Origin of the sequence: Nocardia sichangensis, assembly GCF_047200615.1 — a bacterium.
Taxonomy (GTDB): Bacteria; Actinomycetota; Actinomycetes; order Mycobacteriales; family Mycobacteriaceae; genus Nocardia; species Nocardia sichangensis.
The window spans coordinates 90967-104479 of sequence record NZ_JBJZOK010000009.1 but is presented as its reverse complement, the minus strand read 5'-3'; the positions used below and the strand labels follow the sequence as shown (position 1 = coordinate 104479).

The 13513-nt window shown below is 71.2% G+C and carries 12 protein-coding genes; 9 read left to right on the top strand and 3 right to left on the bottom strand.

Annotation, left to right across the window (positions count from 1 at the left end):
• The first annotated feature begins 125 nt into the window (after positions 1 to 125).
• Positions 126 to 1235: an alanine dehydrogenase gene (gene ald, locus ACL03I_RS14915; RefSeq protein WP_355072765.1), complete on the top strand. Its 1110-nt coding sequence runs from the start codon at positions 126 to 128 to the stop codon at positions 1233 to 1235.
• Here the strand turns inward: ald and sigJ are convergent, their stop codons facing one another.
• The gene (gene sigJ / locus ACL03I_RS14910) at positions 1236 to 2186 is read right to left on the bottom strand and encodes an RNA polymerase sigma factor SigJ (RefSeq protein ID WP_355072767.1); all 951 of its coding nucleotides are present in this window, start codon (positions 2184 to 2186) and stop codon (positions 1236 to 1238) included.
• 135 nt (positions 2187 to 2321) lie between these two features.
• Between sigJ and ACL03I_RS14905 the strand changes: the two genes are divergently transcribed.
• On the top strand, positions 2322 to 3239 hold the full coding sequence (locus ACL03I_RS14905; RefSeq protein ID WP_355072769.1) for a cobalamin biosynthesis protein: 918 nt from the start codon (positions 2322 to 2324) through the stop codon (positions 3237 to 3239).
• A 240-nt stretch (positions 3240 to 3479) separates the two neighbouring features.
• Positions 3480 to 3878 (top strand): VOC family protein, encoded by a 399-nt coding sequence (locus ACL03I_RS14900; protein ID WP_355072770.1) that lies wholly within the window; start codon positions 3480 to 3482, stop codon positions 3876 to 3878.
• Positions 3879 to 3930: 52 nt separating this feature from the next.
• Here ACL03I_RS14900 and ACL03I_RS14895 read toward each other — a convergent pair whose 3' ends face one another.
• Both ACL03I_RS14895 and ACL03I_RS14890 read right to left on the bottom strand, forming a co-directional pair.
• Entirely contained in the window at positions 3931 to 4836 is a 906-nt protein-coding gene (locus ACL03I_RS14895) for an SURF1 family cytochrome oxidase biogenesis protein (RefSeq protein WP_412806224.1), read from the bottom strand.
• Positions 4836 to 5357, bottom strand: a complete 522-nt coding sequence (locus ACL03I_RS14890) for a low molecular weight protein-tyrosine-phosphatase (RefSeq protein ID WP_355072774.1) — start codon at positions 5355 to 5357, stop codon at positions 4836 to 4838. The genes ACL03I_RS14895 and ACL03I_RS14890 overlap by 1 nt, the downstream gene beginning before the upstream one ends.
• A gap of 44 nt (positions 5358 to 5401) precedes the next feature.
• On the opposite strand from ACL03I_RS14890, the gene cobC reads away from it, so the two are divergent.
• The 6 genes from cobC to ACL03I_RS14860 all read left to right on the top strand — a co-directional run bounded on the left by cobC (position 5402) and on the right by ACL03I_RS14860 (position 13493).
• A complete protein-coding gene (gene cobC, locus ACL03I_RS14885; protein WP_412806223.1) occupies positions 5402 to 6442 on the top strand; it encodes an Rv2231c family pyridoxal phosphate-dependent protein CobC in 1041 nt (346 codons plus the stop codon).
• Between the two features lie 336 nt (positions 6443 to 6778).
• Positions 6779 to 7891 carry a Nif3-like dinuclear metal center hexameric protein gene (locus ACL03I_RS14880; protein WP_412806222.1) on the top strand — a complete coding sequence of 371 codons (1113 nt, stop codon included), beginning with the start codon at positions 6779 to 6781 and terminating at the stop codon, positions 7889 to 7891.
• Between the two features lie 136 nt (positions 7892 to 8027).
• Positions 8028 to 8672, top strand: a complete 645-nt coding sequence (locus ACL03I_RS14875; RefSeq protein ID WP_364427725.1) for a hypothetical protein — start codon at positions 8028 to 8030, stop codon at positions 8670 to 8672.
• Between the two features lie 72 nt (positions 8673 to 8744).
• Positions 8745 to 9482 carry a zinc ribbon domain-containing protein gene (locus tag ACL03I_RS14870; RefSeq protein ID WP_355072781.1) on the top strand — a complete coding sequence of 246 codons (738 nt, stop codon included), beginning with the start codon at positions 8745 to 8747 and terminating at the stop codon, positions 9480 to 9482.
• A 31-nt stretch (positions 9483 to 9513) separates the two neighbouring features.
• Entirely contained in the window at positions 9514 to 10707 is a 1194-nt protein-coding gene (locus tag ACL03I_RS14865; protein ID WP_412806221.1) for a bifunctional RNase H/acid phosphatase, read from the top strand.
• A gap of 314 nt (positions 10708 to 11021) precedes the next feature.
• On the top strand, positions 11022 to 13493 hold the full coding sequence (locus tag ACL03I_RS14860) for an FAD-dependent monooxygenase (protein WP_364427734.1): 2472 nt from the start codon (positions 11022 to 11024) through the stop codon (positions 13491 to 13493).
• Positions 13494 to 13513 lie beyond the last annotated feature (20 nt).

The following is a 13513-nucleotide window of genomic DNA, read 5'->3' as shown; positions in this document are numbered from 1 at the left end:
GTCGTCCGAACTCAGCTGGGCAACGTGCCGAGAAACTCACCCGGCGCGCGCGGCTCGGGTGGTCGCCGTGCGCGTTCGGCGCGTCGGTCGTGGCGTCGGCCCCGCGCCGGGGCCACGATGGCGGTATGAGGATCGGAGTTCCACAGGAGGTCAAGGATCAAGAGTTCCGGGTAGCCCTGACTCCGGCGGGCGCCGGGGAACTGACCGGGCACGGACACGACGTGCTGGTGCAGGCGGGCGCGGGCGTCGGATCGGGATTTCCCGACGCCGACTACGCCGCGGTGGGGGCCCGCCTGGTCCCCGACGCCGACCAGGTGTGGCGGGACGCCGACCTGGTGTTGAAGGTGAAGGAGCCGATCGCGCAGGAGTATCAGCGGATGCGCCGTGGGCAGGTGTTGTTCACCTTCCTGCACTTGGCGGCGTCGCGCGAATGCACCGACGCCGTGTTGCGCTCGGGTATCACCGCCATCGCCTACGAGATGGTGCGCGCCGCCGACGGGTCGCTACCCCTGCTGGCTCCGATGAGCGAGATCGCGGGCAAGCTCGGCGCCCAGGTCGGCGCGTATCACCTGATGGCGCCGCTCGGTGGCGCCGGACTGCTGCCCGGCGGCGTCCCCGGCGTGCGCCCGGCGGAAGTGGTGGTGCTCGGCGGCGGCGTCGCGGGGTCGAACGCGGCCGCGGTCGCCGTCGGCATGGGGGCGCGCGTCAGCGTGCTGGACACCAACCTGCATCGGTTGCGCGAACTCGACGCTCGCTTCGACGGGCGGATCGCCACCGTCGCGTCGAACGCCACGGAGGTCCGGCGCGCGGTGTTGTCGGCGGATCTGGTGATCGGCGCGGTGCTGGTTCCCGGTGCGCGTGCGCCGGAGCTGGTCTCCGATGAGCTCGTCGGCGGTATGCGCCCCGGCGCGGTGCTGGTGGACATCTCCATCGATCAGGGCGGCTGCTTCGCCTCGGCACACCCGACGACGCACGCGAATCCGACCTTCCGGGTGGCGGATTCGCTGTTCTACTGCGTCGCCAACATGCCGGGCGCGGTGCCGCACACCTCGACCATCGCGCTCACCAACGCGACCCTGCCCTACGTGCGGGCGATCGCCGAACTCGGCTGGCAGGAGGCATGCGCCCGGCACCCCGATCTCGCGCACGGGCTCACCGCGGACGCCGGGCGGCTGCTGTCGGCCGAAGTCGCGGCCGCGCACGGATACTCGCGGCCGCTCGGCGTCGCGGGCTGACTACTCCCGCTCGGTGCGGCTTCCGCCCAGGTGCCAGTCGGGCTCACCGGTGGTGGGCAGGTCGCGCAACTTGTCGGGGTTGCGGACCACGTCGATCGCGACGATGCGACCGTCGTCGACGGTGAAGGAGAAGACGCCCGTGTGGGTGCCGTCGAAGACCACCAGTCCGGGCTGGCCGTTGACCAGCACCGCGCGGCCCCAGCCGCCCGCCACTTGGTACCAGCCGAGCAGCAGCTTGGCCACGAGCTCGGCGCCGTGCACGGGCTGCCGGATCGCGGGCACCTTGCCGCCGCCGTCGGCGGTCAGGCTGACGTTCGTGTCGAGGACGCCGAGCAGGGCGCCGAGGTCGCCGGAACGCCACGCCAGCGCGAAGGCCGACACCACCTTCTTCTGCTCGTCGGGGGAGGCGGGAAAGCGCGGGGTGCCCTCCTCGACGTGTTTGCGTGCGCGGGAAGCCAGCTGGCGGACGGCGGCCGGGGTGCGGCCGACCACTTCGGCGACTTCGGGGCCGCTCATGCCGAAGACGTCCTGGAGTACGAACGCGGTGCGCTCGGCGGGCGACAGCGACTCGAGCACGACCAGCAGCGCGGTGGTGACCCGCTCGTCCTGGGTGATCCGGTCGGCGGGGTCGTCCCAGCTGGTCACCTCCGGCTCCGGCAGCCATTCGCCCACGTACTGTTCGCGGCGCACGCGGGCGGAGCCGAGGTGGTCGAGGGCGAGCCTGCCGGTGACGGTGGACAGCCAGGCCCGCAAGTTGTCGATCTCACCGGCGGCGCCGCTCTCGTACTGCCGCTGCAACCGCAGCCAGGCCTCCTGCACGACGTCGTCGGCGTCGCTGAGGCTGCCCAAGGTGCTGTAGGCGAGCCTGCGCAGATACGGGCGGTGCTCCTCGAACCGCCGAGCCAGCTCGGCCTGGTCGAGGTGCTCGGGGGAAGGCTGCTCGGAAGTCACGTGTTCGCCGTTCGTCGTTCGGCCCCTGCCGGAGCGAGTCTATGGATGCGTCACCAGACCGACGACGTAGGGGCGCGGAGTGTGACGCGGGCGGGCCGTGCGGGCAGGCCTGCGCCCGCCCGATAGTGTCGCCGGGTGCAGAAGGGGACCTCCACCGCGCTCGGGTTGCTGCTCGGATTCGCGCTCGATCGAGCGTTCGGTGATCCGCGGCGGTGGCACCCGGTGGCCGGATTCGGTTCGGCGGTGGCGGCTTTGGAGTCGGTGACCTATGCCGACCGGCGCGTGGCCGGGCTGGCGCACGAGGCGATGGCCGTCGGCGCGGTGGTCGGACTCGGCGTGGCCGTGCGCCGCGGCGGCGTGGTCGCGACCGCCGCCGCGACCTGGACCGTGCTAGGGGGCCGGAGTCTGGCCCGAACCGGTCGCCGGATGGCCGATCGCCTGGCGGCGGGCGATCTCGACGGCGCCCGCGCGCTGCTGCCCTCGCTGTGCGGCCGCGACCCGCAGGCGCTCGACGCGGACGGTCTCGCCCGCGCGGCCCTGGAGTCGATCGCCGAGAACACATCCGACGCGGCCGTCGCCCCGGTGGTGTGGGGAGCGGTGGCGGGCGTTCCGGGTTTGCTCGGATATCGCGCGGTCAACACGCTGGACGCGATGATCGGCTACCGCAACGACCGCTACCGGCATTTCGGCTGGGCCGCCGCGCGCGTCGACGACGCGGCCAACCTGATCCCGGCGCGCGTCACCGGTTTGCTCACCGCCGTGCTCGCACCCTCGATCGGCGGAACGCCCGCTGCCGCCCTTGCCGCGTGGCGCCGGGACGCCACCGGGCATCCCAGCCCCAACGCGGGTGTGGTCGAAGCGTCGATGGCCGGGGCGCTGGGCGTCCGGTTGGGTGGTCGCACCGAGTACCCGCACGGTGTGGAGATGCGCCCGGTGCTCGGTGACGGCCCAGCTCCGACCGTGCACGACTTGCGCCGCGCCGTACGCCTTTCGGAGGCTGTGCAACTCACCGCCACCGTGATCGCCGCCGCGGTGGCCGCGATCAGACGTTGAGTAGTTGGCCGCGGCGGGTGGCCGCGATCAGGCGTTGAGCCGTCCGCCGCACCGGGCAGCCGCGAACGACGGGAGTCCGCGGGCGGTCGGCCCGCGCACCGGCGGCCGCAGCCGCTCGCGATCGCCGGGCGATGACGGTCATCGGCCGCAGCGTCGGCGCCGCGCGGAACCTCCGATCGGCTGGTGTAGGGGCGCTGATCGTGCGAATCCGGATTATTCCGGCTCGGATAGGGTCGGCGGGTGCGAATCGGGCTCATGACCATCGTGGTGGCGGAGTACGACGCCGCGATCGACTTCTTCGTCGACTCGTTGGGATTCGAACTGATCGAGGACTCAGCGGCTCGCACGAATGACGGCCGCCCGAAACGGTGGGTAGTCGTGCGGCCACCCGGCGCCGAAACCGGCATATTGCTGGCCCGCGCCGACGGTGCGCGGCAAGCCGCGGTGATCGGACAGCAGGTCGCGGGCCGCGTCGGATTCTTCTTGCAGGTCGAGGACTTTCGGTCGGCGTACGACCGAATGGTCTCGCGCGGTGTCGAGTTCGTCGGCGCGCCACGGAGCGAGCCATACGGGCAGGTGGCGGTCTTCCTGGACATCGCTGGGAACCGGTGGGATCTGCTCGGCCCGGCTCAGCCGTAGTGCGAATCGTCCGTCGTCGCGTCGAGCAAGTCCGGCCGCGACCATGCCGGGATCAACCGCGGCTGCGGCCGTAGCGGTCGGCGAGGCGCGCTTGCGTGGTCGGTGCGGCGGCGGGCACGCTGGGAGCCGTCGACGGAGCCTGCTCGGACCCGGCCGGTTCGGTGCCTGACGTGGCCTCGGGCGATTCTGCGGCGGAGCTCTTTTCTTTCCTTCGTTCCCGGATCTCGGCGTAAATGAAATAGCCGAGGCCGAGGGGAGCCATGATGCCGAAGGCCAGCCATTGCAGGCCATAGGACAAATAGGGTCCCGCATCCAGCTGGGGGAGCGGCGTCGGAGTGAACGCGCCCGGTTGGTTTTCACTCAGTTGCAGGTAGCCGCCGCGCTCGCCGCCGGTCGGAACGGCGGTCAGGGACTGTCGCAGGACCGCCGTCTCCTGGGTGGTGTCGATGGAGTACACCTGGCGATAGCCGTCCTGGACGCTCGGGTCCTTGCCGGGCGTGACCCCTTCGGACATCCGGACCCTGGCCTCGATGCGCTGTGGCCCGGCGGGGGGCTCGGGGATCTGCGGCGGGCGCGTGCCGTCGACCGCCGCCACCAGCCCGCGGTCGACGAGCAGCACGCGCCCGTCGTCCAACCGGAACGTCGCGAGCACCGCGTACCCCGGAGCGCCGTCGAGATGGCGCAGCCGCACCAGCGCCGTCGAGTCAGGCACATAACTGCCGGAGGCGGTGACACGCCGCCACTCGGTGTGCTCGCTCCCCGCGCCGGAGAGCACGGTCGTGACATCGATGGGCTCGGCCTTCACCGAGTCGGCGATCAACTGGTTGCGGTGCGACGTGGCGGTGTTCTTGCCGAGTTGCCACGGCGCGAGCACGGTGAAGCACAGGTAGGCGAACGCGGCGACCAGCACCGCCAGGATCAGCCAGCTGGGGCGAAGCAGGAAGGTCAGTCTGCGCATCAGGATCGCTCGTCGGAGACGAGGCGCGGGTCGGGCGGTTCGGCGGCGGCCAGTTCGGCGCGCACCCAGTCGAGCAGGCCGGGGACGGCGGCCTCGATCTGCGCGCGCACGAGTTCGAAGTCCGCCGTGTCGCCGTAGTAGGGATCGGCCACGTCCTGACCGTCGGCGTCCGGGTCGAAGGCGCGCAGCAACCGCAGCCGCTCGGCCGGGATGCCCAGGCGGGCGAGGTCGCGCTGGTGCGAGCTGTCCAGCGCGATCACCAGGTCCGCGTCACTGTGCTCGGCGCCGAACGCCGCGGCGACGTGGCCGGTCGGGTACCCGTATTTGCGCAGGGTCGCGCTGGTGCGCGGGTCGGCGTCGTCGCCCACGTGCCACGAACCGGTGCCCGCGCTGCTCACCCGCACCCGATTGGCCAGGCCGGCCCGGTACAGGTGCGAGGCGAAGATCTTCTCCGCCATCGGAGAGCGGCAGATGTTGCCGGTACAGACGAACGAGACGTGCAGCTGGCCCACGCCTGCCATTCTGGCCGGTCCCGCTCCGGCGCCGCCACGTAGGGTGTGGTCTCGTGGCCGAGGACACCGTCGATCGAGCGAAACTGCGCCACCACGGCGACGTGGACGTACGTCCGGGCATGCTCGATTTCGCGGTGAACGTGCAGGGGGCCGCACCGCCGGAATGGCTGCGACGGCGCTTGGCCGCGCGCCTCTCCGATCTGGGGCGTTATCCCAGCGCCGAGGACGCCGAAGCCGCCCGCCGCGCGATCGGGGCCCGGCACGGCCGCGATCCCGGGGAGGTGCTGCTGCTGGCCGGCGCGGCGGAAGGCTTCGCCATGCTGCCTCGCCTCGCGCCGCGGTCGGCCGCGGTGTTGCATCCGTCGTTCACCGAGCCCGAACTCGCGCTCCGGGAAGCGGGCGTTCCCGTCACCAGGGTGGTACTCGAACCGCCCTACCGGCTCGATTCCGCCGCGGTGCCCGCCGGAGCCGATCTGGTGGTGCTCGGGAACCCCACCAACCCGACCTCGGTACTGCACCCGGCCGCCGCCATCCGCGCCCTGCGCAGGCCCGGACGCGTCATTGTGGTCGACGAGGCCTTCGCCGACGCGGTGGCCGGTGAGCCGGAATCCCTCGCCGCCGACCCCGCGCCCGACCTGCTCGTCCTGCGCAGCCTCACCAAGACGTGGGCGCTGGCGGGGCTGCGCTGCGGTTACTTCCTCGGCGCGCCCGAGGTGCTGGCGCGCCTCGGCCACGGGCGACCGCACTGGCCGCTGGGCACCCTGCAACTGGAGGCGATCACCGCGACCGCGAGCCCGGCCGCCGTGGCCGAGTCGCAGCGCCGCGCCGAAACGCTCGCCGTGCACCGTGCCGCGATGATCGAGCGCCTGAGCGGCCTCGGCGTGGCGGTCCACACTCCGGCGGAAGGCCCGTTCCTGCTGCTGCGCGTGGCGGACGGTGAATTGCTGCGCAAATATTTGGCCGCGGAGGGGATCGCGATCCGGCGCGCGGACACCTTCCCAGGCCTGGGCCCGGATCACCTGCGCGTCGCGGTCCGTGGCCCCGCGGAGGTCGACCGGCTGGTCGCGGCGATCCGGTCGGCGGATGTCCGGTGAGCACGAGGCTCCGGCCGTGCCACGCCGCTCAAAGATCCGATCCCACGCGCAGGCGCACTGGCCGGACGGAGATTTCGCGTGTCGGACGTCTCACGGCCGGTGGCCGATCTCCACGTCCGCCGCATGGTGGTCGCCGCACCGGGCATCCGGGCGAACAAGGGTCCGGCCCACTCACCACGACGGACGCGGTGTTCGTGGCGCTGGACTGTGCCCTTCGTACCGTCCGACCACGCGAATCACCGGCACGAGACGGGCGAGCGCACGCAGCCACGCAGGCAAGCCCGGCGGTGAATCCACTGCCGCACAGTGCGGAACCGAAGCGAAGGAAGGTGGACGATGACCACGCTCGCGGATCTCATCGGGGCGCTCGACGCGGCCTACCCGCCCGCGCTGGCCGAGCCGTGGGACTCGGTCGGCCTGGTCTGCGGTGACCCGGCCGAGGAGCTGACCCGGGTGCTGTTCGCGGTGGACGCGACCGCCGCGGTCGTCGAGGAGGCGATCGACTGGCGTGCGCAGGCGCTGGTGGTGCACCACCCGTTGCTGCTGCGCGGCGTCGACACCGTCGCGGCGAGCACGCCGAAAGGCGCGCTGCTGCATCGGCTGATCCGTTCGGGCTGCGCGCTGTTCACCGCGCACACGAACGCCGACTCCGCCGATCCCGGCGTCTCCGACGCGCTCGCCGCGGCCATCGGCCTGACCGTGACCGGCCCGCTGGACTCCAAACCCGAAGCAGCCGTGGACAACTGGGTGATCCAGGTGCCGCGCACGCACACCGACGCGGTGCTCGCCGCGCTCTTCGCCGCCGGTGCGGGCGCGAGCGGGCACTGTTGCGACCGTGCGGTGCGTGTGCCCGCGACCGGCCAGTTCCGTCCCGAAGCCGCGGAACAAGGCTCCCTGACCGAACTCCAGTACGTCGAGGAGGAGCGGATCGAGGTGGCCGCCCCGCCCGCCGCGCGCTCGGCCGTGCTCGCCGCGCTGCGGGCCGCGCATCCCGGTGACGACCCGGTGTATCACATCAGCGAACGCGCCCAGCTGCCGTCGTCGCTCGGCATCGGCCGGATCGGCACCCTGCCGCAACCGGAATCCTTGCGCGACTTCACCGATCGCGTGGCCCGCGCCCTCCCGCCCACCGCGTGGGGCGTACGCGCCGCGGGCGACCCGGATCGCACCGTCTACACGGTCGCGGTGTGTGGCGGCGCGGGTGACTCCTATCTGAACAGGGCCAGCGGGCTGGGTGTCGATGTGTATCTCACCTCCGACCTGCGCCATCACCCGGTCGACGAGCACCTGCGCAAGGGCGGCCCCGCCTTGGTGGATGCCGCGCACTGGGCGACCGAATTCCCGTGGTGCGCGCAGGCGGAAGCGGTCGTGCGAACCGCCCTTCCCGGTTTGGAGACCAGGGTGTCCACGCTGCGCACCGATCCGTGGACGGTGCGCGCGCCCGGCTGAGCGTCGCACCTCCGCGTCCGAACCCGTTGTCTCGGCGACGAACTGGCAACGGCGTGTCGGGGCGTGTCCGCGCCGGGCCGGAACGGGTTGGGCGTTTCGGGTGAATCGAGTAGTTCGCGCGGGGTACAACTACCGCATGAACTTCCCGGTGGATTTCGGGCTCGTGCAGATCGGGCTGATCCTGCTGCTGGTCGTCGGTGTAGCGCTGATCATCTCCGGTCTGATCGCCGCGCGCCGGGTGGGAATGCGGCCGCTGCTCGCACGCGGAACGGGCGGGCTCGCGCTGCTGCTGGTCGCCGCGGTGCTGTTGTGGATCGCGACGCTGCTGCAGACCTATCTCGGATTGACCGGCGAGATCAAAGCGGCGCATGTGGTGGCCAAGCCGGTGGCGGGACAGGAACACCTGCTCGACGTCGATGTCACCCTGTACGGCGACGACGACCACCCCGAGCAGCGTCTCACCCACCAGGTCGAAGGCGACATGTGGGTGCTGCAAGCGGGCATCGTCGAGTTGGAGCCGTGGGTGAACGCGCTGGGCTTTCACTCCGGCTACCGGATCAGCCGCCTGTACGGTCAGCGTCTGGACGGCGTCGCGACCAAACAGAACCAGATCTTCCTCAACGACGGCGACCGCGACTTCTTCGCCGACATGCGCGCCGGCCGCTGGTGGACCCAGCCGTTCGTGCGCTCCGCCTACGGCAACGCGGTGATCGCGGTGCCCGGCGAATACGACGTCTACATCTCCCGCGACGCCATCAAAACTCGCACGGTCGGCGGCTGACGCCGGTCCGCCGATCCGGCGGGGTACGGTTGAACACCAGTCCCGTCCACCCCGTCCAGGAGTTTGTCCGCGTTGAATGTCGAACCCCCGATCCAGGCCGAGCTGCTGCGGCTCGCCGCCGTCGACGCCGAGCTGACCCGGATCGCGCACCGCCGCACCGTGCTGCCCGAGCAGCAGGAGGTGGCGCGGCTGGAGGCCGAGCGCAACGCGCACTCCGACGCCGCGGTGGCCGTGGAAATCGTGCTGGACGATCTCGACCGCGACATCCGCAAGCTGGAGGGCGAGGTCGAGGCGGTGCGCAAGCGCGAGGAGCGGGACAAGAGTCTGCTCACCGCGGGAACCGTGAACGCCAAACAGCTTTCGGAGATCCAGCACGAGCTGGGGAGTCTGGAGCGCCGTCGCTCCGTGCTGGAGGACGAGCTGCTCGAGGTGATGGAGCGGCGCGAAGCCTCCGCCGCCGACCACGAGCACGCGGGCGCGCGGTTGAGCAAGACCGACGAGGAACTCGGCGATGCCAGGCGACAGCGGGACGAGGCGCTCGCGGACCTGGAGGTGGCGCAGACGCGCTGCGAGACCGATCGCGCGGGCGTGGTCGCGAAGCTACCCGGCGAACTGCTGGCCATCTACGACCGTCAGCGGGAACAGCACGGTGTCGGCGCCGCCCTGTTGCAGGCGCGTCGCTGCGGCGCGTGCCGCATCGAACTCGATCGCGGCGAGATCGCCCGTATCGCCAAGACCGCTCCCGACGTGGTCGTGCGCTGCCCGGAGTGCGGCGCCATCCTGGTCCGGACCAGGGAATCGGGGCTGTGAGTTCGCCGCGACCGATTGCCGGGGAGATGCGATGAGCTTCCCCGAAGTGATCGTCGAAGCCGACGGCGGCTCGCGGGGCAATCCCGGTCCTGCCGGGTACGGCGCGGTGGTCTACGACGCCGATCACGTCCGGGTGCTCGCCGAGCGCCGGGAGTTCCTCGGCATCGCCACCAACAACGTCGCCGAATATCGCGGACTGATCGCCGGGTTGGCGGCGGCCGCGGAGCTGGGCGCCGAATCGGTCGTGGTGCGGATGGATTCCAAGCTGGTCGTCGAGCAGATGTCCGGTCGCTGGAAGATCAAGCACGCGGCCCTGATCCCGCTCGCCGACCAGGCCCGCAGGATCGCGGCCGGGTTCGCCCGGGTGAGTTACCGCTGGATCCCGCGCGCGCAGAACTCGCATGCCGACCGGCTCGCGAACGAGGCTATGGACGCCGGAGCCGACGTGGACGAGGGCCGTGCCGAGGCCGCCTCCACCCGGTCGGTGGAGGCCGCCGATCCGGCTCTCGCGGACACCGAGCGCGCTCTGCCGAGCTGGATCGACGAAGCCAGGGAAGCGAACACCGAGCAGTCGAAGCCCGCGCAGCACGGTCCCGGCTGGACCCGTGCCACGGGTCGGCCCACGCGTTTGCTGCTGCTTCGCCACGGTCAAACCGAGTTGTCGGTGCAACGCCGCTATTCCGGTCGCGGCAATCCGCCGCTCACCGCGCTGGGCCGCGAGCAGGCCGCGCGCGCCGCGAAAATGCTGGCCGCCAAAGGCGGCATCGCCGCGGTGGTCAGCTCTCCGCTCGGCCGGGCCAGGGAGACCGCCGAGGCGGCCGCCGCCGCGCTCGGGGTCCCGGTCGAGATCCACGACGGGCTGATCGAGACCGACTTCGGCGCGTGGGAGGGATTGACCTTCGCGGAGGCCGCGCAACGCGACCCGGATCTACACGCCCGCTGGATCGGTGACCCGACCGTCGCCGCGCCCGGCGGGGAGAACTTCGAGGAGGTCCGCGCGCGGGTGGACGCGGCTCTGCGCGACCTGCTCGAGCGGTACCCCGGCGCCAATGTGGTCGTGGTCAGTCATGTGACCCCGATCAAGACGCTGCTTCGGCTGGCCCTCGATGCCGGCCCGTCGCTGCTGTATCGCTTGCATCTGGATCTGGCGTCGCTCTCGATAGCCGAGTTCTATCTCGACGGCGGGTCTTCGGTGCGTCTGGTGAACGATACGTCCTACCTCTGAAGCCGACGACGAGCCCGATTCGAGGGCGAACGCGGTGCGTGGAGGGCGAATTATGCCTCATTGCAACACATTTCCGTTTCACAATCGCGCGATGCGGTGAATCTCACTTCAACTCGGCCTTGCGCGCCGAGTAGCGGTAGGCTTCCGGACGGTCAGGCACAGGCGTCCTAGCTGCCTGCCTGGTCGGGGTCGACGCAGTGACCTCGGTCAGTGCTGCTCAGCGGGACGGTTTCGCGCGGGCAGAGTGGCCCGCGGGCCGCGTCGCGGCGGGAACCACCTGTGCCGTCGAGTGGTTCGATGAGAGTGCAGGTTCGATGAGCAGTCCGATCAAGGTTGTCGTTCTCGGGGCAGGGATCGGAGGACTCACCACCGCGGCCGCCCTGCGGCATGCGGGATTCGGCGTCGAACTATACGAAGCGGGCCCGGAACTGCGGGCCCAGGGCTTCGGACTTTCCGTGCAGGCCAACGGAATCAACGCACTGCGCACGCTGGGTCTCGGCATCGACGAGCAGCTGCTCGAACGCGGCGGCCGGGTCGAGACCTTCCGTTTCTGCAACCCCGACGGCAGCCCGATCCGGGTGCTCCCGGTGCATCGGCTCGACGCCCAGCTCGGCGCACCCGCCGTGGCGCTGCACCGCACCGACCTGCACGACGTGCTGCTGAACGCGATCGGTGACACGCCGACTTTCGTCGGCGCGCAGGCCACCCGCTTCGTCGACGACGGCGAGCACGTGCGCGTCGAGTTCGCCGACGGCCGGGTCGCCGAGGGGGATCTGCTCGTGGGCGCCGACGGTATCCACTCGGTGGTGCGCGCCCAGTTGCACGGTCGCGCCGAGCCGCGGCCCGGCGATTTCGTCTGCTGGCTGGCCTGCATCCCGTTCGAGCACCCCAATGTCGCGCGCGGATTGTCGGCGCACTTCTGGGGCACCGGAATGCGTTTCGGCATCCACGACATCGGTCACGGCCGGGTGTACTGGTGGGGCACCAAGACGCTCCCCGCCGACGAGGCCGCCAACTGGCAGGGCGACAAGGAAGACCTACTGCGCTTGTACGCCGACTGGGCGCCGGAGGTGCGCGCCTGCATCGAGCAGACCGACGAAGCGGCGATCCTGGCCGTGCCCGCTCAGGACCGCCCGCCGCTGGCGCAGTGGGGCCGCGGCCGCGTGACGCTGCTCGGCGACGCGGCGCACCCGATGCTGCCCAGCCTCGGCCAGGGCGCCAACGCCGCGATCGAGGACGCGGTGGTGCTGGCCAGTGTGCTGCGCAACTCACTGGATCCGGTCGCGGGCCTGCGTCGTTACGAGAAGTTGCGCGCCGACCGCACCGCCATGTTCGTGAACGGATCGGCTTCGCTGGCGAAGATCGAGCAGACCACCGACCCGCGCCTGGTGCGAGTGCGCGACACCTACTTCCGCCACGCGCCCACCGAATTCTTCCTGCGTGAACTCGGCAAACCGATGTCGTTCCCGCCGCCGGACGGGCCGACGGCGCGGCTGCCGCGTCCGCTCTCGCCGGTCGAGCGCTGGCACTGGATCGCCGATCAGCTGGCACCGCTGCACATTCTGTCGCGGGTGCGAATTCGTGGCCACGTCGAAGCCGACCGGATTCGCGCGGGCTTGGACGAAGTACAGCGCCGACATCCGCTCTTGCGGGTCGCCGTCGCCGCCGAACCGGACGGCACCGCACCGCGTTTCGTTCCGGTGCAAGCGCCCATCCCGCTGCGCGTGATCGAATCCGAGGACAGCACGAACTGGCTGACCGAGGCCGACGAGGTGGAGCTGCGCGAGCCGTTCGACTGGCGCACCGGCCCGCTGGCCAGGGCGGTGCTGATCAAGGAGACCGACGGCACCAACGAGCTGATCGTCACGCTGCACTACGCCATCGCCGACGGCGAGAGCGCGTTGTCGGTGGCCAAGCAGGTGCTCCAAGTGGCCGCCGGGGAAGGGGGGGACTTCTCGCCCGCGCCGGTCCGGCCGGGCCCGGAAGAACTGTTCCCCCCGCGCTTCCAAGGTGCGGGCGGTGCGCTGCGCACCGCGGGATCGTTCCTGCGCGACCAGAAGTCGCAGCTGCGCAAGCCGCGCAGGCTGGAGCCGACCAGGCTCGCCCCGCCCGCACAGCGGCGCAGCCGGGTGGTGCACCGCAGCCTCGACGGCGACCAGTTGGAGGCGCTCACCGCGGGCTGCGCCCGCCACGGCGTCGGCCTGCAGGCCGCGCTCTCCGCCGCGCTGCTGACCGCGGCGGCCAGGGAGGCGGGCACCGACAAGGCCGCCTGGTACACCGTCGGCAGCTCGGTCAACTTCCGTGACCATCTCGACGGCGCCGCGGGCGACACCGAGGTCGGCACCTATCAGGGCATGATCGCCACCCCGGCGAAGTACGCGCCGTGGGCTTCGCTGTGGGAGATCGCCGCCGAGATCGAGCGCGAGTACGGTGCGCGGATGGACCGGCGCGATCACTTGTCCGCGTTGAACCTGCTGAAGGTGGCCGCGCCGAAGTCGGTGGCCGCCAGCGCGTCCACGGTGAAACTCATGGACACTCGCGGCCCGGGACATCTCTGTATGACCTACCTCGGCGACTACCCGTTCCCGGCCAAGATCGGCTCCTGGCAGCTGGAGGGCGCGCAGTTCGTCTCCGGCATGTCCGTCAGCGGCTTCATCATGGCCACCGCCAATGCGACGCACAACGAGCTGTCCCTCAACATCGGCTACGTCGAGCCCGCGGTATCACGTGACCGCGCCGACCGTCTGGCCGACGAAAGCGTGCGCGCGCTGCTGTCAGCTTGCTGACCGGCCCGCATACACCGCGA

Excerpts from the sequence above, each read along its gene's own strand:
- ACL03I_RS14895 (WP_412806224.1), bottom strand. The coding sequence starts at position 4,836 with ATGCGCAGACTGACCTTCCTGCTTCGCCCCAGCTGGCTGATCCTGGCG.
- ACL03I_RS14875 (WP_364427725.1), top strand. The coding sequence starts at position 8,028 with ATGAACTTCCCGGTGGATTTCGGGCTCGTGCAGATCGGGCTGATCCTG.
- ACL03I_RS14880 (WP_412806222.1), top strand. The coding sequence starts at position 6,779 with ATGACCACGCTCGCGGATCTCATCGGGGCGCTCGACGCGGCCTACCCG.
- ACL03I_RS14860 (WP_364427734.1), top strand. The coding sequence starts at position 11,022 with ATGAGCAGTCCGATCAAGGTTGTCGTTCTCGGGGCAGGGATCGGAGGA.
- ACL03I_RS14890 (WP_355072774.1), bottom strand. The coding sequence starts at position 5,357 with ATGGCAGGCGTGGGCCAGCTGCACGTCTCGTTCGTCTGTACCGGCAAC.
- ACL03I_RS14865 (WP_412806221.1), top strand. The coding sequence starts at position 9,514 with ATGAGCTTCCCCGAAGTGATCGTCGAAGCCGACGGCGGCTCGCGGGGC.
- ald (WP_355072765.1), top strand. The coding sequence starts at position 126 with ATGAGGATCGGAGTTCCACAGGAGGTCAAGGATCAAGAGTTCCGGGTA.